This is a genomic window from Coleofasciculus sp. G2-EDA-02 (genome assembly GCF_040226375.1).
Classification (GTDB): domain Bacteria; phylum Cyanobacteriota; class Cyanobacteriia; order Cyanobacteriales; family Coleofasciculaceae; genus Coleofasciculus.
The window spans coordinates 60476-82701 of sequence record NZ_JAVKEW010000070.1 but is presented as its reverse complement, the minus strand read 5'-3'; the positions used below and the strand labels follow the sequence as shown (position 1 = coordinate 82701).

Below are 22226 nucleotides of genomic sequence, written 5' to 3'. Positions count from 1 at the left end.
AAAGTTAACCAATAAAATTGAAGACGTTACAGACAATATCTCCACAAGATAATGCAAAAATTATAAATATTAGAAACAAAGATTTAGACAGAAAAATTACGTCTTAGCCTCTATTTTTGCCCCGTTTTATTATTTTACTCATCAAAAAAGTACTAATCATTACTGTTCCTATAGTTAATGAAGGTTCTGGAACAGTTTTGGAATCTGTGGAAAAAGCGGCATTGAATGAATAGTCCCGATTATCTCCATTGTTGTACCAAAAAGCATTGTTTTTACTGTAATAAAGACCGTATCCTTCTGAATAAGAATCCTGATCAAAATTATATCCAATGGCTCCCGAACCCGGAGTTTCCACGTTCAAATAAGCTACGTACTGCTGTCCAGCAAGCAGAGAAATTGCTCCAGTGTTAAAAGTAATTTCAGCATAACTAGACGGTGTAGCTGTATATCTCGGCAAACCGGCTACTGACTGAGAATCGCTAGAGTAGATGTCTACAGCTGACTCGAAGGTAGTGGGATTCCATGGTGCAAGGTGGGCTGTGAACTCTGTAGGAGGGCTTTCTACTGAACTGAGAAAAAAGCTAAAGGAATTGATCACATTATCCTTTGGTACGGTGAAGACTTGTCCATAGCGACTGTTCTCGAATATATATCCTTCACCTAACCATCCGGCTGTCGTATCGATTTCAGCCGCCTGTGCTATCTCAACTGTTCCTAAACTGAGTAGTGTCACCCCGGCTGTAGCGGTTAATAAGTTTTTTACACCCAACATGAACTTTTCCCTCATCATACACATCCTCTAAGTACCTGTACTCATGATTTTAATTCATTCCCACCTCAGACGCTTAATATGAAGTGTTATAAAGCCAGCCCAGAATCTCGCCTTCTACAATGGAAGCATCAGCCCAATTCGAGGAGAAAGTCATGGCAGCAGAACGAGAATTTGATGAGGCTCTACATGAAGCTGGCGTAGAGGCGGCTAGGGTACTGATAGAGTTTCTCAAGAATCCATCGGAAGGAGAAGGCGAGACGAGATCCTCCTTCTCTGACAAAGACGCAACAATAGTCAAAGTTAAAGTTGCTCTTCAGGTACTGGCAATAGCCAATGATTTACCAACTCCCCCATTTTTTATCGACCAGAGCAATAAATCTTAAATGAAATACCCCTGGCTGTAGGCGATAATTTAGTCTTTGATAAGAGAAAGCCTACATTAAGCGCTAAGCTTGGTGCTAGGAGTACGCTACCTACATGATAACGATTTCTGAGAGTAGCAATGGTTCAAACCACGGAATATCTTTACATTGTTAGAGACGAGCAGATTTTGAGGGGTGAGCCAATTATTAAGGGAACTCGTACACCCGTAAGAGCAATTGTTGAAACTTGGCGTATGGGTGTTGCACCAGAAGAAATTCCCAAAGGGTTGCCTCATCTGACTTTGGCGCAGGTGTTTAGTGCATTGACTTATTACAGCGATCATCAAGATGAAATCAACAATTACATTGAACGTAATCGAATTCCTGATGAGTTGATTGACCCATTGGTTAAAGATTTGTGAGCAACCTTTTTATTTGTTTGTACTTAGATGAAGATGTCAATGTCTTGGTCGCAGACTTACTCAAAGCAAGAGGCTTTGATGCAATCACCGCACGAGATGTAAGAAAACTTCAAGCTACTGATGCAGAGCAATTTGCCTAAGCCGTGAACCAAGAAAGAACCTTAGTTACCCATAATAGAACTGACTTTGAAGAACTTGTACAAGCTTATTTTTTGGGGCATAAAGAAAAACTCCTTACTGAAATTTTCAATCGATAGTCTAGCGAAAGAGCCTAACGCCCTGTCTACTGCCACGACTGTATCTTAGTCGGCTGACATTGCGATCGCATAAAGGGTACGAAGGCAAAACGCCTCGATTGCGCGTTGGACACCTAACCCAAGCGAAAAAATTCGCGATCGCACAGTTACTTGATACTTATACCACGTTGCTTTCTCCAGCAGGGATAGGTGAAACAAAAGTAACTTATCACTCCATCTTATGACAGATGTGCCATGGCACGTCTGTACGTTACTTTTTTTATAGCTAACTGGGATTACCAAACCAAGACTTTAGTGATCGCTATCACGAGAAAAGCCATTTTTAACACACAGTAGTGGAAATTTAGATCACAACAATTATCACTAGAAATTTCTACTCTAGAAGTGAAGCCCACATTTCGATTTGAGTACGTGCTGTCAATCAGAATGTGGGCGGCTGTCAGGGTTTTAGGGGTGCATCTGCCCTTTCATATTCATTTAGGGTCTTTTACAAGGCAGGGTGCATTTGCTTTCTCTAGTTTCCGCCAATTATCAGTAAAATGGGTAGAGTTACGATGAAATCTGACCCGCTGAATATAAAAATTTAGTAAAGCTTTAGAGTTCCCGATCTGTTCGCCACGATCTGTAAGTCAACGATATCTCTCGTACAAGGCACAAGGCTACCCGGTTTATTTATTACATATTATGAACCCTTCATCTCTTCAAAACCTTGATGTTGAAGGGTTTCATATTTTTGCTGTAAGCCTAGGTAAATTTTTATATCAAAATTTCACCGTTCCAGATGAAAAGCTCTACAACTAGATGTATCTAGAGCAGTGCGGCTCCAAATACTAACCTGTTAACAATAAACGAAAAAGCAGATACCCTAAGCTTTACGGCATTGGAACCCTGCAGCCTTCGGATGTCTGCTTTCTTGTACTAGAAAGGAGATAATCACCCATGAGTTGGACCCAATTCATCGAAGCGGTAGCCCACACAGAGATTGAGTTCCCACAGCTAGCAACGGCGTGTCTAGCCCAGGCAATTCTGGAAAGTGGACGGGAAACAACAGAATTGGCAAAGCTATACAACAATCACCACGGAATGAAGTGGCGCGAGGAGATGAAAGGCTTCGCTGTACCAGTCTACTACGAAACAGACAGTGAACCGACAGGGGGGGCGGAGTTTTGCAAGTTTGCCACAAAAGCCGATGCGGTTCGCGGCTACTGGCGTTTTCTTGAGCGTTCACCCTACAAAGGATGGCGTAATCATGTCCAAAGTCCGGAGGCGTTTCTTGCCTTCATCGGGCGAATTTGGTGTCCTTCTGGCTACAAAGAAACTTGGAAATCCCGTCATGGTGGGTTAGTCTACCATGAGTATATCTTGAAGAAGTTATATGACGAAGCTGCTGAACTGCTAAACTCGGTGGATAAACCCCAAGACCGAGAACTGCGCCAAGGCGATCGCGGTGAAGCGGTTAAGGATTTACAACGAGAACTCAATGAAGGGATTAACGCAGGACTTGAAGTCGATGGTATTTTTGGCACTAAGACTAAACAGGCTGTCATGGAAGTGGAAAAGCGTGTGGGTTTGACACCAGACGGGATTGCCGATATGGATGTGTGGAAAGCCTTGCTAGAGCTAATTGTAAATCCCCCAATTACAGGGGGGCAAACTAATACAGGGGGACAAACCAGTACACAAGAACAAACCACTACAGGAGGTCACAAAAACCTCTGGATACCTTTTGCCAAACGATTATTACCTGAGATTCCTACGCGGTGGACTTATGAACAAAATTATCCCCGTGGTGCTGTTGTTCACTTCACGGCGGGACGAGATAATCCCATCGGTACGGTAAGGTATTTAGGCGAAAAACGCTTCCCCTGTCTGGTTATGGGTCGGGATGGCACAATTTACCAGGCATTTCCTTTAAATCGGGGTGGGTCTCATAGTGGAACAGATCACCACAAATACAGTGTCGGGATTGAAATCATTTCGGCTGGACTTTGCGAATTGGTTAAGGTGAATGGAGTGCCTAAATATAAGGCATGGTTTCATAAATCTCCCGATGAATATTTTGATGAAACACAAATGCGCTATGTGAAGCGAGAGGGTTCACGCCGGGAAGGATGGTATCAGAAGTTTACTTCGGAACAAGAATCGTCTCTGATTAAGTTACTGTTGTGGCTTAAGTCACAAGCACCTGATGTGTTTTCCTTTGATGATGTTAAAGGTCATGATGAATGTTGCGATGAAGGTGGACGTCCCGGCGCTAAAAATGACCCAGGTGGGGCTTTATCAATGACTATGCCGGAATTGCGGGCGTTGCTGAAGCAAAAATATACTGCATTAATTGGTTGATTGCTCAGGACTTACGCCACCAATCTATAGATAGTTGAGTAAAGGGCGATCCGAGGAAATCGAGTAGATACAGTTGTTGATTTATATAAGCGGGTCGCCTCTACTGGACTAATCCCAAATCCGGGGAACGCTACCCCCGTTATAAACAAGTCCGCGCAGGCGGACAAAAGTTTGTGTAGCAGCGATTTCAATCGCCGTGGCAAAAGGGGTAATAAAGGCTCTATTATATTAAACTATACAAACAATCTCACTGAGGCAATTGGTGTTTTGAGAACCCTTTACTTTTTAGTCCCTGGAACTTATGGCACATTTGCTTGTGGAGGTCTTTGGGCGGAGTTGAAAACCCTGAGTCTGGCAAAGCAGGTTTGCCCTGCTGAGGTGGTAACCTATCGTCAACGGGAAAAGGATATCCTGTTCCTAGATGATTTACTCAAGCAACAGGATTTAAATAATGTTATTTTTGTGATCAGTTGGGGATTTGATATTCCTAAACTTGTGGCAAAACTCAAGTCCTATCCGGTTATTTACCATGCCCATAGTGCTGGGTATCGATTTAAACTTCCAGCGCGTATTCCTATCATTACTGTTAGTCGCAATACCATGGGATATTGGGGACAGCGATCGCCTAATTCTCTAATTTACTATTTACCTAATCATATTTCGGAAGAATTCCAGAATTTTAACCTAGAACGGGATATTGATGTGTTAGTTCAGGCGCGGAAATCGTCTGAGTATTTACTCCAAGACTTGATACCAGAGTTACAGAAGTATTGTCGTGTTAAAGTTGTTGATTCCTACGTCGAGGATTTGCCGGGACTTTTTAATCGGGCTAAGGTTTATTTGTATGACTCGGCTGAGTATTGGGCGCAACAATGGGTGAGTGAAGGCTTTGGGCTGCAACCGATGGAAGCTCTTGCCTGTGGTTGTCAGGTTTTTTCTAGTGTGAATGGGGGCTTATCGGATTATTTAGATCCGGGGTTTAATTGCTATAAAATAGCGGGATACTCTAAAGAGTATGATAGTCAACGTATTCTTCGAGTTATAGAAAATCCGTATCTCAAGCCTTTGGATAAACAGTTTTTTGTCGAATACCGTTCTGAAAATATTATCCGTCGCATTCAAATAATTTTGTCTGATATAAATGAGTTTTTTGATTTAAGCCAAAATCTACCTGGTAATATTCCAAGCTTGACGAGAAGACGGCTAGCTAAGTTAAGTATCCAGAGATTTTCTAATAAGCTGTGGGGAAAAATATATCGTTAGCAACTAAGTTTTTCTAAATTGTCGTAAATTAGCTGCGGATGTAACCAATTCGCTTTTTCATTGTAATAATCATTTTACGAATAACAAAGGACAAAGGACAAAGGAAAAATAAGGATGAAAGTAGATTTACAGACTTTTTTTAAAGCAACGAATCCCAGCAGAACGCTGGTTGTGGACAATCCAGAAGACCAGAAATTTTATACCGACTTTTCCCCGGTACGCGGGGGTAAGATTATTGAAGAACTTAAAGATAATATTACCTTTTTCTCACCTGATGAACCAACCTGCGCCTTATTTACGGGACATATTGGCTGTGGCAAATCGACGGAGTTATTGCGACTGAAGGCAGAATTAGAAGAAGAGGGGTTTCATGTCGTTTACTTTGAGTCGAGTGAAGACTTGGAAATGGCGGATGTGGATATTGCTGATGTGCTACTAGCGATCGCACGTCGGATTTCTCAAAGTTTGGCAACCATCCAACTCGGTAAATTAACGGGGTTACAGACGCTGCTACAGGGGGCTGCAAGGGTATTAAATGCCGAGGTGCAGGGGGTGAAAATTAAAGTTCCGAATCTGGGAGATGTGGGTGTCGGATCTCAAGAGGATACCGTTTCCCTGGCGTTTGGGATTGGCGAAATCACGGCGAAGACAAAAAGTGATGCGACGCTGCGTCAGCGACTGAATCAGTACCTGGGACCTCAGAAAACCCAGCTACTGCAGGTGATTAATCAGGAGCTTATTGAACCTGCGATCGCGAAACTCAAACAGCAGGGTAAAAATGGTTTAGTCGTCATTGTCGATAATCTGGATCGGATCGATAATAGCGCAAAACCGTGGGGACGTCCACAACAGGATTATTTGTTTGTGGATCAGAGTGAATGTTTAACTAAGCTGCATTGCCATTTAGTTTATACCATGCCCTTGGGGTTGAAGTTCTCTAATGATTATGGCATGTTGACACAACGGTTTCCTGAACGACCAAAAATATTACCGATGGTTCCGGTACAGTTAAAAGATGGGAGTGATTGTCAAGCGGGAATCAGTTTACTGCGACAGATGGTTTTAGCACGAGCATTTCCGGATTTAGAGGAAAAAGAACGTCTGGAAAGTTGTACTGAAATTTTCGATAATTTGGAAAGTTTAGACTATCTATGTTACAGGAGCGGGGGTCATGTGCGAGATTTGTTGAAGTTACTCAATGATTGGATAAAAAAGGAACGGAAGTTTCCCCTGTGTCGGGAGACTCTGGAGAAGTTAGTTCGGCTATATCGGAATGAAATGACGCTGAGAATTTCGGATAGTCAGTGGGGGTTATTGCGACAAGTGCAGCAACGGAAATGGGTGAGTGATGATCAGGGATATGAAATGTTGATTCGCAGTCGGTTGGTGTTTGAATATTATTATGATGATGAGTCTTGGTTTGATTTGAATCCGATTTTGGTGGATGCTCAAGAGTTGCAGGGATGAAAAGGTAGGGGCACTATCCTTGCGCCCACTCTTTTATCTGTGTTATGTGAGTTAGAATAGTTTGATGGGGTAGGGGGGATACGGGTTTATTTTTTTAACGCTCCAGGTAGCAGAGGTTAACGCTCCAGGTAGCAGAGGGTTCGTGTACGTTATAGGTAGGAGGGAGTGCTTTAGAAGAATTGATAATCAGGAAGCCCTAGAGGAGTTGATTTGGGCAATTGAAGCCTCTGAGGGACGGTTTTACATCATGCAACAAAGCCTAACGTTTTGGCAGCAGGTAGGGGCGGGTTTGACAGATAACGTGTCTCGCCAAACAGATAACATAACTAAACCCGCCCCCATTGACCCCAATGTAGAGACAATCGATAACGAAACTAAACCCGTCCGGATTAATGCCAAATTAAAAGCCGGATTACTCCTATTTCATATTGGACTCTACTACTATCGCACAACTGACCGCAGAAAACATCAGGCGATTAACTGGCAAACATCCAAGATTCATCTCCAGCACTGTCTAGAACTATTTGACCAAGAAAACCGCCCCGATTTAGTGGCAAAATGCATTACTCAATTAGAACGAGTGCTGCGACGGATGCAAGCGTGGAATGAACTAGAACAAGTAGCGCAAAAGGCTTTATCCTTACATCAAACCTATGGCAGTACAAGTAAATTAGCCCAAGATTATAGCTTTTTAGCTGAAGCAGCATTACAGCAACAGCGTTGGGATGATGCTTGTCAAGCGGCACAGCTAAAGACTCGCGCTGAATTAGAACGGGATTTAGAGGGATTAGCGGCAGATTTGACAACGGAAGCGAATAAGTTGGATTTGGTATTAAGGATTTTTGTTGATCTGGTTGGCTCTCCCGTACTTGTGGTGGAAAACCCTATATTAGTGATAGCTTCATTAAAAACATTGTTTTGAAAGCCTTGCCCCACAAAGTTTCCAAGAATAATCAGGTTTGCTTATCACCCTGACTACTGGAGAGCCGCATCCTTTGAGTATAAGGGTTTAAGCCGCTGAGGGAACCGGATGCGATCGCGCGTCTGTGGCAGATTCTCAGCCAAGGGTAACCCGATAGTCTGTAGGGGCGGGTTTTACCGATATCATGCTCTTCAAAACGGGTAATATCAAATCCGGGTTAGCCACCCCCTTTATAATCTAGTCCGCGCAGGCGGACGAAAGGCAAGTGTAGCAGCGATTTCAATCGCCTCCTCTTGCTACAAACCCAGGGCGATCGCACTGATCCCTCTATCTCTCCACACTGGCGCCAAAATGCCACGAATTCAAGGATTCGTCATTGTAAACGCCCCTCTGAAGGATACTATTACTACTTGAGACTTCATCGTACACAACTATCAATATGAATATTCTTTTTGTTGCCGCAGAGGTAGCGCCCCTGGCAAAAGTCGGCGGTATGGGGGATGTCGTGGGCGCATTGCCCAAGTTTCTGAAGCGCTTGGGACATGATGTGCGGATTTTTATGCCCTATTACGGCTTTTTAGCCCACAAGATGGAGATTCCCAAAGAACCCGTCTGGTGGGGGTATGCCATGTTTGAGTCATTCGCCGTCTATGAAACGGTTTTACCCGGAACCGATGTCCCCCTCTATCTGTTTGGACATCTCGCCTTCTCCGGGCGAAATGTCTACGGAGGAGAGGATGAAGACTGGCGCTTTACCCTGTTTGCCAATGGTGCATCTGAGTTTGCCTGGAATTACTGGAAACCCCAAATTATTCATTGCCACGATTGGCACACCGGCATGATTCCCGTGTGGATGAACCAATCCCCGGATATTTCCACCGTCTTCACCATTCACAACTTGGCGTATCAAGGTCCCTGGCGCTGGCGCTTACAGCAGATAACCTGGTGTCCTTGGTACATGCAAGGTCATAACACAATGGCGGCAGCGGTACAATTTGCTGACCGAGTTACTGTCGTCTCGCCAACCTACGCTGATCAAATCCGCACGGCTGAATACGGCGAAACTCTAGAAGGGTTAATGTCTTTCATTAGTGGTAAAACCGTCGGGATTCTCAATGGCATTGATACAGATAGTTATGACCCAGAAATCGACAAATACCTAGAGCAAAATTTCACCGCCGATACAATTGAATTACGTCGAAAAAATAAAGTGACCCTGCAAGAAGAGGTGGGCTTAGAAGTCAACACCAATGTCTTTCTCATGGGTATGGTCACGCGCCTAGTTGAGCAAAAGGGGATTGACCTATTATTACAAGTCCTCGACCGCTTCATGGCTTACACCGATGCCCAATTTATATTACTGGCTGCCGGTGAACGTTACTACGAAACCCAAATGTGGCAATTGGCATCCCGCTATCGGGGTCGTATGTCTGTCCAACTCCTCTATAATGATGCTCTGTCCCGACGCATTTATGCCGGTTGTGATACATTCTTGATGCCATCCCGGTTTGAACCTTGTGGGATTAGTCAACTGCTAGCCATGCGCTACGGCTGTGTCCCTATTGTCCGGCGTACAGGGGGTCTGGTGGATACCGTTTCTCACCATGAACCTGTTAGCCAAACCGGCACTGGCTACTGCTTTGACCGCTATGAACCCTTAGACTTTTATACCTGCATGGTGCGGACTTGGGAAGGCTTCCGCTTTAAAGATCAATGGACAACGCTACAGCAGCGGGGGATGCGTCAGAATTTTAGTTGGGATAAATCAGCCAAACAGTATATCCGTGTATACCGAGAGGTGTTAGGATTACCGCCAGAGGACGAAACTGTCCAACCGCAAGAGGCAGATTCACCCCTTACAGGGGTTATCAGTTAGACTCACTCCCCTACCCAATCCCTGATTTAATTAAGGCGTCGGGAATCTAAGGGGAACAAGTGATTCGTGATACTTGTAGGGGCGGGTTTGGGTACTGGCTGTTGGCTATTGATGGTAACATTTGTGCAAAACCCGCCCTTACTCAGTTTGCAGGTGAGCTACCAGACTTCGCTCCGCCCTGCATTTCTACTAAACCCCCGATCGCATTTATGGTAAGGTTATAACTATTGCCCAATAAAAAATCGGAATTGAAGCTTTTTGTCTGAGTCGGATTTTTCACCTATCAATCCCACCAACAGTATAGAAATCGACTTGGATCGCTTAGAGGAAGTGAGTCTAGGCGAAGTCGAGTTAAAACGCGAACTGCTCGTCGCCCTATTGCAGGTCATTCACGTTAACCTAGAAGCGATTCAGCAAGCTGAAGCCGCCAATGATTATCTCACTGTTGCACGATGCGCCCATCAGATCAAAGGAGCTGCGGCTAATGTGGGCGTTTCCTCACTTAGGGCGATCGCGACTGAATTGGAGCGTCAGGCAAAAGCTGAGAAGTTTTCCAGTGCTACCGATCTGCTTGTTGCATTAGAAAGCCAGGAGTTAGGGGTACAATCTTATATTTCTAACCAACTCCCCGAATAAAGCATTGCGGTTAATCGGCTATGGCGAAAATTTTAGTGGTTGATGACGATTTGACGGTTCAGCTTGTGCTGAAAAATCTACTCACCAGTCAAAGTCACGAAGTCGCGATCGCTCAAAATGGAGAAGAAGCCCTACGCTATGTCAAATCACTCCATCCGGATTTGATTATATGTGATTGGATTATGCCGCGCCTAGATGGACTAGAAGTCTGTCGGCAAGTGAAAGCTGATCCGGAATTGGCAACCACGTTTATAATTTTACTCACCATGCGCGATCAAATTACCGATCGCGTTCAAGGCTTGGATGCTGGTGCTGATGAGTTTATCTCCAAACCCATTGATGTCGAAGAGTTATTAGCGCGGGTTAGGGCGGGGCTGCGATCGCGTCAATTAACCCAACAGTTAAGTCAAGCCCTGCGACAGTTACAACAAACTCAGGCACAATGGGTGCAAACGGAAAAAATGGCAAGCTTATGGCAGCTTGTCGCCGGCTTAGCTCATGAACTCAATAACCCCGTTACATTTATCTACAGTAACATCAGTTACGTTGAACGCTACACCCAAGACCTCATTGAACTCATCAATCTCTACCAAGGAATCACACCGAATCCTCCCCCGGATGTTATTGACAAAATTGAAACCATTGATCTGAACTTTCTCATTGATGATTTGCCTAAAGTTTTATCATCGATGCGTCGAGGAACCCAACGTATTCATAAAATGGTTCTTTCTCTGCAAGAGTTTTCCCAGCAAAACCGTTCTGGCTTGCAAGCGGTTGATATTCATCAGGAACTTGACAACACATTATTAATGTTGCATTATCGCTTACAATCTCCAGAACTAGATATCGAGGTCGTCAAAGACTACGGAAACTTACCCTTAGTCGAATGTTATGTCTGTCAGTTAAATCAAGTGTTTCTGAATATTATTAACAACGCCATTGATGCCATCAAAGAAGAAACTCGTACAATACCCCCTCGGATTATTCTCCGGACGGAACAATTACAGAACGAGCGTGTGGTTATTCGCATTGCCAATAACGGGTCTCATATCCCCTCAGACATTAAAGATCGCATATTTGATCCCTTTTTCACCACTAAACCCATTGGTACGGGTACTGGCTTAGGACTAGCAATTAGTTACCAAATTATTGTCGGACAACACAAAGGTTCAATCCAATGTCTATCAGAACCCGGTACAGATACAGAGTTTCGGATTGAGCTGCCTATCTCTATCAAAGCTAAAACCATTTCCACTTAGGCAACAGGGGAGCATATAACCTTTTGTCCTCCCGTAGGGGCGACCCCCTGGCAAAAATCAACAACTGTATCCATTCAATTGGATCGGGTCGCCCTTTACTCCCTCCGTGTCATTTTAGCCGAAGCCAGCTATTATTGTTAAATTAACATTTAATAAGCCTGAAGGTGTCCCACGATATAAAAGCAAAATTGGTAAGCCCGTTAGATAATGCTTGACATTTTAACAACTATTGTGTATTTGGAAGATCCCGTTAAACCCGGTCGGGCTATAACAGAAGTATCCACGCCAATTTTTTAGATAAATTAAGGCATGAATCGGCAAAACTCATGTACCTTTGAGGTAACAACGAGAGCTTCGGGAGCATAGCAAAAGTGATGAGGAGATATAGGTTTAAGGGTTGTTTCGAGCCAATTGGCAAAACTATGCACCATTGGGGGTATCAGGTTCTTGGTTCAGTGTTGGGCAGCACGTTACTTAGTGTAGCAGCCAACATAGCCAGTCCTCAGAATATTGCCCAAGCCCAAACTAACCCACAAACTAATCAAAAAGGCTCACTAGGAGAATCACTCCTAAATAACATGCTGGGTGCTGATGCCCTGCGCCCCCAAAACTCTGCCCCAAATACAACTCAACCTGCCCAAGTTGCACCGAAATCGCCGCCTAGTCGTGGGGTGCAAATCGTGCAAGCCACAACTTTTCCAGATATTCAAGGCAATTGGGCGCAAGCCTTTATCGAAGCCCTAGCCGCACGGGGAATCATCCAAGGATTTCCCGATGGGACATTTAGACCAAATGCCCCAGTCACCCGCGCTCAGTTTGCGGCGATGATTCGTCAGGCGTTTGACCAACCCCTGGAACGTCCAGGAACTCAGTTTGCGGATATCCGGGCTAATTTCTGGGCATTGGATGCCATTCAAGAAGCGTATCGTATGGGATTCTTGGAAGGATATCCTAATAATATATTTCTTCCCGATCAAAATATCCCCCGTGTGCAAGTGCTAGTGGCATTAGTCAGTGGGTTGGATTTATCGGCTCCCGCTCAACCTGTAGCCTTATTAAATCAAATCTTTCAGGATGCCGCTCAAATTCCTGGCTGGGCGCAGAATAGCATTGCCGCCGCCACAGTGAACCAGATGGTGGTGAATTACCCCAATGTGGCGTTATTAAATCCGAATCAGACTGCCACTCGTGCCGATGTAGCCGCCTTTATCTACCAAGCATTAGTCAGCCAAGGTCAATTACCCCCACTCCCGCCCTCCACTGTGGCAACCCGTTACATTGTGGGTTACGAACCCATTGCCCAAGAACCCCCAACACCGACACCGGAACAAGTTGCTGCCTTGCGACGGCAGTATCTCCTTCCCGCACCGCCTGTGGAGGAACGATTGCGTCGGATTGTGCGCGGGGGTTCTAGTATTAATAGCCCTACAGCCTTTGGCGCTCAAACGGGGGATATATTTTTAGGTGCTACCTATCAAGAGCAAGTACGGTTTTTCAATGAAGACGATGGTGCTGTTGTTGTCGGTTTTGGCGTCGGTGATGCTAGGAGAATTGTTGCCCTAGAAACCGCTGTTTCAATTTATGACTTATTTGGCGATACCTTTGAAGATGGCGGAGTTAGTTTCAAACTTCACCGCTTAATTGGTGATGATCTCGCTGTGGCAATTGGTGTGGAGAATGCCATTGTTTGGGGTAATACTGATGGCGACCAAAGTGTTTATGGGGTTGTCAGTAAAGTTTTCCGTTTGCGAGAAAATTCCAGTGAACCTTTGAGTCGGCTAACTGCCTCGGTTGGTCTCGGTGGGGGGCGTTTCCGCTCATTAGATGATATTGAGGATAAAGAGGGTTCGACTAATGTCTTTGGTAGTGTTGGTCTACAAGTTGTAGAACCTGTTACGTTAATCGCCGATTGGACGGGTCAAGACTTGTATGTAGGGGCTTCAATTGTGCCAATTCAAGGGGTTCCATTGGTGATTACCCCGGCTGTGGCTGATGTGACGGGTAATGCTGGTGATGAACCTCGGTTCATTTTGGGGATTGGTTATGGGCTATCGTTCTAAAAAGTAGAGATTGAGCCACCTTCAATTATCGGCGTAGGGGTATAGCATCGCTATGCCCATTACTCAAGTCAGTTATATTAAGGAGTAGAAAAATGAGACATTTTGCGTTTCAGTTAGGACTGAGTTTAACGGTAGGCGTGGCAGGAATTTTATCGATGACCGCATCGAGCCATGCCCAGCCTGTCCTGTCTGATGTTACGGGGAATATTATCACCACGAGCGATATTGTGGGTGATTATTTTGGTCGAGGTAGGGGTGGTGAACTCGTTTTGGTGTTTGAAACATCTGAGATTAGGGCAAATGTTTTTGAAGCAGCGGGTATCGTGAATGAACGACTTGCCCAACGAAATTTGCCAAGTGTGGGGAATGACACGTCTCCTATTCCCGGATTCGTCCAGGAAAACTTAGCCCTGATTTTGACGGGAACAGGTAACGTTGAGGCTGGGGTGAGTCAAATTCAAAACGCCCTCGTGAATGCTGGGGCAAATCCAACCCTTGCCCAGAATCTCGCCACTAGCCTATCCGGATTGACCGCAGGTGGTGACGTTAATGCCGCTCAGTTTGCGGCTGTAGTTGAAGCGTACAATGCTTTAATTAATGCCAGTAGTTTCGAGTTTTTACGGGAACCGCCGGAAGAACTGCGGGCAATTCGCTCTGTCCTGGCTATTTTATTAAATGCGGCGTTGGCTAGCAATTAGGCTAGGTAACATACCATTAGTAGGTTGGGTTGAGGAATGCAACCCAACTCCACTAACGTGGCACATCTAATTGAATTTAGTATTCTGAACCTTTAGGTACGTAATCATCTTCATCATCATCCTCCAAGGGATCAATGGGTTTATAATCCACATAATCACTGGGAGGCGGTTCTACCTCTTGATCTGCCAAAGATACCGTTGATTCTTGGGTAGGACGACGTCTTCTGGGTGGAGATTCTATGTCGGGTTCGGGGTTGCGACTCGGTGGACGCGAAGGGCGAGGACGACGAGTGGGAGTCGGTTTATCGTCCCAGTCATTCTCTACATCAGCTTCCCATCGTTCCGCAGGTGGTCTTGAGGAACGAGTTGCAGGACGTGGACGGCGTTTACGGGAGCGTTCTTCTGGAGGGAAATCATCGGAGACGCTTCGACTTCTAGGACGGCGAACCTCGGCTTCGTACCTGTCGCTGCGGTTATAACGAGAATCGGCTGTTCCCCGGAGGCGACGACCAATGTAGGGATCTTCATCTTCCATTGGTTCTAGTTCATCTAACTCAGCCACCTGGCGATAAACATTGCTCACCGGGCGTTCTTCATCCACAATTTTTGTATTGCGCTTGGCTTGTTCAGTGGTGATACCCCGTAAACGAATGGTTTCAACCGCAAAGAAAATGGCAGAACCCGTCAGCAGAAACTGACCAAACTGGAGAATGGGATCAAGTCGCCATCCCTGGAATAACAGAATAAAGCCGCATAAGAGTCCGACAGCGGCAAAGAATATATCATGATCTCGTGCTAATTCCGGACGTACTGAGCGCAGGAAATAAAGCCCTGCTCCGGCAACTGCCAAGAAAATACCCAGAATACTGGCTGAGTTCAGCCCAAAATTTACCATTCCTGCTCTCCTAAGTCAGTTCTTTGACATCCTCCACCCACTAACCAATCGAGCGGTATAGTAGGGGATTTCCCAGAAAGGTCATTGAAAAGTGAAGGGCTTCACCTATTCTTCCTTTCTAGTTCGGTTCCTAGGCTCCCCGCTATGGCGGCAGCGATATCTCCTTCCTTTTGGGATTCCCTGTTGATTCAGGGACAGGCATAACTTTCAGGCTGACCACCCGTAGAGAAGCTATTCCAAGATTTTGTGCGGCTCCTTCAATTCACGCTTACGCGGTGAAGCTGACCAGGCTTACATGCTCATGGTAGCGAGTTTTGCCAATAAATCTCTACCTTAACGTTACTATGCCCAAATTTGTTTACTCAGTTGGGATAGTATCCAATACGGCTTGGATAAGGACTACACCGTCTTAGAAAGTTCTCTAGATAGGGACAACAGGGTAGCGACGAGGCTACCCTGTTCCTTGACGAGGGTTTGACAAATGACGCTCCCAAGCTTAAGAGCGTTGGATTTTATCCTTCTGGCTGATAAAGATTAGGGCAATGGTCGCGGGAACAACCACAATCACCCCACCCAAAAGGAGACTCCATAAAAAGTTGGCTAATGAGGGCGTCATAGAACTTTAATCCTTGTAACTAATGTTTATACTAATTTTAACTTAACAATGTCGCGGAAGTCCTCACTCTCAACGATAGTAGGGTGAGGATGGACAGGGGGAAATTGAGGCACGAAATTTCCCATCTTCCCGATAAGATTACCCTAAATAGTATATAGTGGTAAGAGAGGGAAAAGGAGGTGAAAGCGATGGGACATCAAGCCGTCAAAGTTAGACTATATCCGACAACTGAACAACAAGTGATACTAGCTCAACACTTTGGCTGTAGTCGCTGGTGGTGGAATTATGCACTCAATTTGTGCATTGAAACTTACCAGTTAACGGGTAAAGGCTTGACACGTTCAGCATTAAACGCATTTTTGCCTAAGCTCAAGAAACAGGAGGAAACCGAATGGTTGTCTGAATGCTACTCTCAGGTATTACAAGCTACTACACTCAACCTAGTGACTGCCTATAAGAACTTTTTTGAGGGTAGGGCTAGATACCCTAGGTTTAAGGCAAAAAGAAATAAGCAGTCCATTCAGTATCCCCAGTCGGTAACAGTTGTAGATGGTTGCCTCAAATTTCCTGGTCGCGTGGCAAAAGTCAAAGCTAAAATACACCGACCCATTGAAGGAACAATCAAGACGGTAACGGTGAGCATGACCCCATCGGGAAAGTATTTTGCATCCGTCTTGACCGAGACACAAGAGGATAGCCCACCTGTTAGCACCGATGGCAAAGTAGCTGGGATTGACTTAGGATTGAAGGACTTTGCGATTGTCAATGATGGGGTCAAGACCTCTAAGTTTGCTAACCCTAGGCATTTAGCCAAGCATGAGCGTAACCTCAAGCGGAAGCAACGAAAATTAGACAGAAAGGAGAAGGGGAGCAATTCAACAGATAAAGCCAGAAAACTGGTAGCTAGGGTTCACGAACGAGTTAGTAATGTCCGTCAAGACTACCTGCATAAGCTGTCCAGAAAGCTTGTTGACGAAAACCAAGTCATCGTAGTCGAAAGTCTAAATACTAAGGGCATGGTGACGCTCGAAGACTCGCTAACGCTTCGCTATCGTAACCATAAACTAGCTGCATCTATTTCTGATGTAGGCTGGGGAATGTTTGTCAATTTTCTATCGTACAAGCTCGAAAAAGAGGGCAAGGTATTGGTAGAAATTAACCGATGGTTTCCCAGTTCAAAACTCTGCTCAAACTGCCATTATCAGGTGGACGAGATGCCCTTAGAGGTTAGGAGTTGGACTTGTCCTAGCTGTGGTACTCATCATGATAGAGATGGTAACGCTTCAGCAAATATCAGAGCGGAAGGCATCAGAATCCTATCGGTCTCAGGGACTGGGACTGCTGCTGATGGAGGGGATGTGAGACCGAAACTTGGGCGCAAGTCTAAGTTGACGCAATACCCTGTGAGATCAGAAGCTCAGGCTTCAACGAAGTAAGCCTGAGTAGTTCACCTCGCTCCATCCCCATCCATCTAGACGGTGGGGCTGTTGAGTGTTATCCAAGATAATACCCAAAAAGCTAACTACGGCGTTATTTGTGGGGCAGTTGTTTCCCAGCAGCTACACAAAGCGCAGGTTGGGAGTCATTCGCCATAAGATCAGAAGCGTATTGACTCGATTTAGCCACATAGATGCCTAGTAAAACCACAGCAAACGCGAATCCGTTAAACAGGCTTAAGTGTTCTGAAAACAGAACCCACGCCACCATTGCTGCCAGTACCGGATCAAGTAGCAGGAACACACCCACTAATCCAGAAGACAAGCGTTTGAGGCTATATGCCTGAAGTCCTTGACCGACGACTTGACAGACAATAGCTAAACCGATAACGGATAACCATCCTGAACCCGAAATCGGGAATAGTCTGTCTTCGGTTAGCAGTACCACGGGAAACGTTACCACCAATCCGACTAAACAGCACCACATAATAATGGTTGTGGCATCCCACTTGGCACGCAATTTTTCAATCAGCATTAAGTTGGCGGCTGAAAAGAGTGCTGATAAGAAAGCAGCAATATCCCCGGCAAAGTTATCCGTCGCTACTTGTAAATCATCAAATCCTAGCGCTGTTGCTCCCACCATTGCCATCATCAAACCAATCAGGAATTGATTGTCAAAGCGTTGACCGAATATCAGCCATACTCCTAAGGTTGTGAATAAGGGAGTCAAGTTGTGTAAGATAGTTGAATTGGCAACACCTGTTTGGGTGAGAGACCATGCCCAAAGTGCCAAACAACCCCAGAACATCACTCCAGCCGCGATCAACATGAGCCAATCGCGAATTGTATAAGCTGACTGAGGTACAGACAATTTTTCATGCCCTTGCGATCGCGCCTTCGACTGGTTCAACAGCCATAAGACTAAAAAGGCAATCCAGAATCGGTTAAAGATTGTGGCAAACGGACCGAGTTCCCGTTCACTCAATCGGATAAATATAGCCGCAAGGGATAAAGCGACGATGGCAGTAAATATGGCAAATAGAGCCATCATCGTTGGACTGGGATTTATCTGGGATTGGGATAATTGTAACTGTTGAGTTTTCTGTATCATTTAAAGTCCCTAGAAAATAACTTTATCTTTTAATTTCGATAAAAATTCTTGAGCAATTTTGAGGAGAATACCCTTTGAGAGTTTGGATTGTATAAGCTTTGACTTTGCAGCTAACGCTACTAGTTATCTTAAGGTTTGATAGGGATCTAAACTTCTATTATTTTGTATTTTGTTACTGAAAGTAATATTTTGATACATTACCTAATCCGCCCAGAAGTCTGCCGCCATAATCTATGATTTGGCGGTGAGCACAAGGCTGCACTTGCTTATATGAGCTGCTTTTTAGCAAGCTTGTGAACTGGTGGGTATTTAAAGCCGCGCTGAACTAGCTACTGAGCTGGATTATGTGCCTGGATCATCACACCCTCTGGTGTATAAACCTCTACTCGCAGTTTGGCATTATCGCTAATCACTTCCAACGCTTCTCCCAAGGTCAAAATATGATTCACAATACCCGCATGAGCTTCTGAGTCTCCTTGGCTTCTGGCACTTAGCGCTCGTTGTTGCACCATCTGGACATAAGCAGGTGTCAACTGAACCTTAATCATCTTGTTGTCAATCGTATAGCTACAAATGCTGGGTTTCCCAAAACAGGTTTGATTGAGATCCCGACGAGCTTGTTGCATCTTAACGGCTAACTGAAGCTGGTTTTGAGCCTGCTTGAGCGCACCTCGATAGGGTTCCACTAAGGATTGTGACTTGGTATAGTAATAAGTATCTTTGGGTACCTGATTAACATAAGTTAACGCATTCCGCCAATGAATCAGGGCGGTTGACCATTGTTTGTCCGTTTGAGAATCCGTTGCCAGTTGAGCCAAGCGCACGCCTTGATTATAGGCATTGGCAGCAATTTGCTCACTCGTTTTGCGATCGCGGGCATTAGCGAGTTTCGGTAAATACAGCGCCAATAACTCTTGGGCTTCCTCATAGGGGGTTGTCCCTTGGGGAATCTGTTTGAGACGCTGCATCGACGCTTGCCAAGTCGCATAAACCAATTGCCAGTCTGACAAGGATTGGGCAATTCCTTGACGCGCCTGTGCCATCCGCGCTGCTTCTTGAGCTGCTTTTATATGTTCCTGTGCTTTTCGTTCTTTGAGCAGTCGCTGATTAATTTCTTCTAAATTCGTCTTATACGCCTTAATTTTGGCTTTGGCTAAGGGTTGGAGATTGCTATCGGTGGGGAGCTGTTCCAGTTTAGCGATCGCGTCTCGCCAGAGGTTCTGAACCTCCCGCCACTTCGACTCCGGATGGGGCGGGTTTTGGCTCTCATACCCGGCTCTAGCCGCCGTTTTCAGCGCCTCTACCATATCTGCCACTGTTTCCGAGTGCGATTGATAGATTTGCAGTTTTTGTTGAGCTTGGCTGTGGTAACGTGACCAAGGCGGAATCGCCGCAACCAATTGAATCGCCTCTTGTAGCTGTTCCTGTGCTTCCAAAACTGCTTTTCCCGATTCTGGGTTTTGCAGAGTTTTGGTTGATTTTTGGCTTAACTGTTCCGCTTCTGGCAAAACCGCACATTCACCCATGACACAAGGACGAGTTAGGACATAAAGCGTGCTAAAGAAAACCAGCAAACTCAACCCAGCACCCGCTACCACCAACGGCAGTAGGGATGATTTTAACCTAACCTTGACTGACGGGGGTTTTTCTGATTCTGACTTATCGGCTTCATCTTCATCGCTTACCTCAGGAATCGGTTGATCCCACGGATGGGATGATTCAGCTTGTGTTTCGTCCGAGTCTGAGTTTTGTGGAGTTTCCGTTTCAGACGGGGGGTTAGTCTCCTCTGTGGCGTTCGTTTCTACCGAATCCGCATCAGAGGAGGTTGTGGTTTCGGGTTCAGGTTCAGGCAAATCTAGGAAGAGCGATCGCGAGACGTAAGGTTTCTTTTCTCCAGCTCGCAGCAGGTTAACTCTTGCTTGTTGAGCCACCAATGGATATTGGCTGCGGATCGTTTGTTCTAAAAACGCGAGAATCTGGTCTTGATCCAGCGTCGCTTCGGCGGGATGCTGTACCCAAATCGCTAACCGTTCATCACTTCGCCGACACCGAACTTGAACAGGAATGCTCTCATGCAGGTATGACTGCAAGTCCTCCTGTAAGCAGTTGCCTAAATCCGTTAATTCCTCTGGGCGCGTCGCTGTTTTCATTTGCTCAAAGTTTGAGCGCTACTCTCAAAATTTACACCCCATTATGACGTATTAGTAGTGGAGCTGGGGAAGAAGCGAGATCAGGGCACGATACTATCGTGCCCCTACGAATCAATTATCCCTAAGCTTTGGTAGGGAAACGGCATTGCCTTGTCCGATTATCACCATGGCTTTCCCATCTCCCCTATCTTCCTCATCTCCCTCATCTTCCAGACGTTCCACGCCTTACGTCTCTACTTCCACAACCTTAAGATGAAGCCTTTTCTCCCCAGCCTGGAGCCTTTTGAGCGGCTCTCAGGACAAATGCGGCTAGCTTTTCAATTTGCTCCTGTGGCATCCAAGTATCTGGAACTTGGCGACACCAAAAACTTGAGGCACTGCCATCATAGGTCATGGGTTCTCGGAGAAAAGAGATAATCCCATCGACATTATCGCGAGGTGGGGTAGCTCCCGCCAATGTTTCCAGTCCCAGGGAAACTCTCGGATCTTGTAGGGTGGTTCCGCCAACATGACAATTAATGCAATGGGCTTTAAACAGTTCTTTCCCCTCAGCCAAATCGTCTGGGGTGAATTCCTTTGTCTGTCCCTGTTCATTGACATCTAAGGCAATGGGTTCAGTCACCTTTAAAAAACGTTTAACGTAGTCATCGATCGCATAAGCGGGTGAGCTGACCATAAAGACGACACACAGAGCCATCAACGTAGCGAACAGACTGCGAACTGAAAAAAACTTATATCGGAATGAATGGCTAAAGTGAAAGCTTTTAATCCTATTATTCAGCATTAGTTTCTAGTTTTTCATCTTTTGCTTTTGCTTATTGAAGGGTTGAGCCGTAGCCAATTAAACGTTGAATGTTTTTACCTCCAAGCTTTTAATCGCCTCCTTTCAACCCTCCAATGAATCATTCAAAAAAATTCGGACTTAGCTGACAGCCTTACCACCTCCCCACATGATACCTTGAACTTTTGGTTGGATCAGAATATAACCCGAGATCGCCTCAAGGTCATCTTCTGTGAGATTTCTCATCTCAGGGAAGATATCGGCGCTGCGAGTACTGGGGTGGAACTCATAAATCTCTGTAAATCCATCGTAGGTTGTGGGGTTTTTGATGTAGTCTACGAGAGCGGCGATGTTATCGCGAGGGGGGAATGCCCCTTGCAGATCCTCTATCTTTAAGGTGACGTTGGGGTTTGTCTTAGTTCTGCCGCCGAGATGACATTGGCTACAGCTATCGATAAACAGGCGTTGACCTGTCTTGAACTCGGCTAGGCTGACAACCTTAGTATCACCCTGTTCATTCACGGGAACAGTACGAACGTCCTGACTCAGTTCCAGAGCGGTGGCGCTACTCACCGCTATTTGAAACACAAAGAATACCATTGCCACAGCCAGCAATATCAATCGTTTCATTCGGGGTTCTCCTTGAAAAATTTGGCTCATTCGTCTTTAATGCATGAAAATTGCTCAACCTGTAGCTTATCCTCTACCTGAAGGGCATCGCCGTCAACCACTCATGGGGATCAAACCGACAGTCGGCACGTCTGAAGGTGTCACACTAAGGATTTTAAGGGAACTTTTAACAGAAAACAGGGAATGCACAAGCCGCCCATTTTCAGTCTTTGAACGGAACACCGACTAAATCAAATATTCTAGTCGGGGATTCTCCCCTGCTGTTACCAC

General features: G+C 45.4%; 20 protein-coding genes and 1 pseudogene. 14 read left to right on the top strand and 7 right to left on the bottom strand.

From position 1 onward, the window contains the following. Positions 1 to 103 precede the first annotated feature (103 nt). Positions 104 to 772, bottom strand: a complete 669-nt coding sequence (locus RLO19_RS07075; protein ID WP_446355053.1) for a hypothetical protein — start codon at positions 770 to 772, stop codon at positions 104 to 106. Positions 773 to 891: 119 nt separating this feature from the next. Between RLO19_RS07075 and RLO19_RS07070 the strand changes: the two genes are divergently transcribed. From RLO19_RS07070 to RLO19_RS07010, 13 genes and pseudogenes are all read left to right on the top strand, one after another. After that, complete coding sequence (locus tag RLO19_RS07070) at positions 892 to 1155, top strand: hypothetical protein (protein ID WP_446355051.1); 264 nt, start codon at positions 892 to 894, stop codon at positions 1153 to 1155. 119 nt (positions 1156 to 1274) lie between these two features. Beyond that, complete coding sequence (locus RLO19_RS07065) at positions 1275 to 1556, top strand: DUF433 domain-containing protein (RefSeq protein WP_446355050.1); 282 nt, start codon at positions 1275 to 1277, stop codon at positions 1554 to 1556. Beyond that, positions 1553 to 1768 (top strand): annotated as a pseudogene (locus RLO19_RS07060) (DUF5615 family PIN-like protein); the annotation flags it as partial. The gene RLO19_RS07065 and the pseudogene RLO19_RS07060, both read left to right, overlap by 4 nt. Positions 1769 to 1872: 104 nt before the next feature. After that, positions 1873 to 2037 carry a hypothetical protein gene (locus RLO19_RS07055; protein WP_446355048.1) on the top strand — a complete coding sequence of 55 codons (165 nt, stop codon included), beginning with the start codon at positions 1873 to 1875 and terminating at the stop codon, positions 2035 to 2037. A gap of 715 nt (positions 2038 to 2752) precedes the next feature. Next, positions 2753 to 4156 carry a peptidoglycan-binding protein gene (locus tag RLO19_RS07050; protein WP_446355046.1) on the top strand — a complete coding sequence of 468 codons (1404 nt, stop codon included), beginning with the start codon at positions 2753 to 2755 and terminating at the stop codon, positions 4154 to 4156. A 267-nt stretch (positions 4157 to 4423) separates the two neighbouring features. Continuing rightward, complete coding sequence (locus RLO19_RS07045) at positions 4424 to 5419, top strand: glycosyltransferase (RefSeq protein WP_446355044.1); 996 nt, start codon at positions 4424 to 4426, stop codon at positions 5417 to 5419. A gap of 114 nt (positions 5420 to 5533) precedes the next feature. Further along, positions 5534 to 6886, top strand: coding sequence for a P-loop NTPase fold protein (locus tag RLO19_RS07040; RefSeq protein WP_446355043.1), 1353 nt, complete (start codon positions 5534 to 5536; stop codon positions 6884 to 6886). Positions 6887 to 7028: 142 nt separating this feature from the next. Then, positions 7029 to 7808, top strand: a complete 780-nt coding sequence (locus tag RLO19_RS07035; RefSeq protein ID WP_446355042.1) for a hypothetical protein — start codon at positions 7029 to 7031, stop codon at positions 7806 to 7808. A gap of 439 nt (positions 7809 to 8247) precedes the next feature. Further along, positions 8248 to 9684, top strand: a complete 1437-nt coding sequence (gene glgA, locus RLO19_RS07030) for a glycogen synthase GlgA (protein ID WP_446355040.1) — start codon at positions 8248 to 8250, stop codon at positions 9682 to 9684. A gap of 258 nt (positions 9685 to 9942) precedes the next feature. Beyond that, entirely contained in the window at positions 9943 to 10320 is a 378-nt protein-coding gene (locus RLO19_RS07025) for an Hpt domain-containing protein (protein WP_446355038.1), read from the top strand. Positions 10321 to 10340: 20 nt separating this feature from the next. Then, positions 10341 to 11579 carry a sensor histidine kinase gene (locus tag RLO19_RS07020; RefSeq protein WP_446355036.1) on the top strand — a complete coding sequence of 413 codons (1239 nt, stop codon included), beginning with the start codon at positions 10341 to 10343 and terminating at the stop codon, positions 11577 to 11579. A 422-nt stretch (positions 11580 to 12001) separates the two neighbouring features. Continuing rightward, on the top strand, positions 12002 to 13639 hold the full coding sequence (locus RLO19_RS07015) for an S-layer homology domain-containing protein (RefSeq protein ID WP_446355034.1): 1638 nt from the start codon (positions 12002 to 12004) through the stop codon (positions 13637 to 13639). 92 nt (positions 13640 to 13731) lie between these two features. Then, positions 13732 to 14337: a hypothetical protein gene (locus RLO19_RS07010; protein ID WP_446355033.1), complete on the top strand. Its 606-nt coding sequence runs from the start codon at positions 13732 to 13734 to the stop codon at positions 14335 to 14337. Positions 14338 to 14413: 76 nt separating this feature from the next. Here the strand turns inward: RLO19_RS07010 and RLO19_RS07005 are convergent, their stop codons facing one another. Together RLO19_RS07005 and psbX are read right to left on the bottom strand one after the other, a co-directional pair. After that, complete coding sequence (locus RLO19_RS07005; RefSeq protein WP_446355031.1) at positions 14414 to 15232, bottom strand: Ycf66 family protein; 819 nt, start codon at positions 15230 to 15232, stop codon at positions 14414 to 14416. A gap of 496 nt (positions 15233 to 15728) precedes the next feature. Beyond that, complete coding sequence (gene psbX / locus RLO19_RS07000) at positions 15729 to 15848, bottom strand: photosystem II reaction center protein PsbX (protein WP_446337189.1); 120 nt, start codon at positions 15846 to 15848, stop codon at positions 15729 to 15731. 188 nt (positions 15849 to 16036) lie between these two features. Here psbX and RLO19_RS06995 point away from each other — a divergent pair, with 188 nt between their 5' ends. Continuing rightward, the gene (locus RLO19_RS06995; protein ID WP_446355029.1) at positions 16037 to 17284 is read left to right on the top strand and encodes an RNA-guided endonuclease InsQ/TnpB family protein; all 1248 of its coding nucleotides are present in this window, start codon (positions 16037 to 16039) and stop codon (positions 17282 to 17284) included. Between the two features lie 94 nt (positions 17285 to 17378). Here the strand turns inward: RLO19_RS06995 and RLO19_RS06990 are convergent, their stop codons facing one another. The 4 genes from RLO19_RS06990 to psbV all read right to left on the bottom strand — a co-directional run bounded on the left by RLO19_RS06990 (position 17379) and on the right by psbV (position 21956). Further along, the gene (locus tag RLO19_RS06990; RefSeq protein ID WP_446355027.1) at positions 17379 to 18395 is read right to left on the bottom strand and encodes a DMT family transporter; all 1017 of its coding nucleotides are present in this window, start codon (positions 18393 to 18395) and stop codon (positions 17379 to 17381) included. A 329-nt stretch (positions 18396 to 18724) separates the two neighbouring features. Further along, positions 18725 to 20545 carry a hypothetical protein gene (locus tag RLO19_RS06985; RefSeq protein WP_446355026.1) on the bottom strand — a complete coding sequence of 607 codons (1821 nt, stop codon included), beginning with the start codon at positions 20543 to 20545 and terminating at the stop codon, positions 18725 to 18727. Between the two features lie 247 nt (positions 20546 to 20792). Beyond that, entirely contained in the window at positions 20793 to 21242 is a 450-nt protein-coding gene (gene psbV2, locus RLO19_RS06980; protein ID WP_446355094.1) for a photosystem II cytochrome PsbV2, read from the bottom strand. A 225-nt stretch (positions 21243 to 21467) separates the two neighbouring features. Further along, positions 21468 to 21956: a photosystem II cytochrome c-550 gene (psbV, locus tag RLO19_RS06975; protein ID WP_446355024.1), complete on the bottom strand. Its 489-nt coding sequence runs from the start codon at positions 21954 to 21956 to the stop codon at positions 21468 to 21470. Positions 21957 to 22226: the final 270 nt, after the last annotated feature.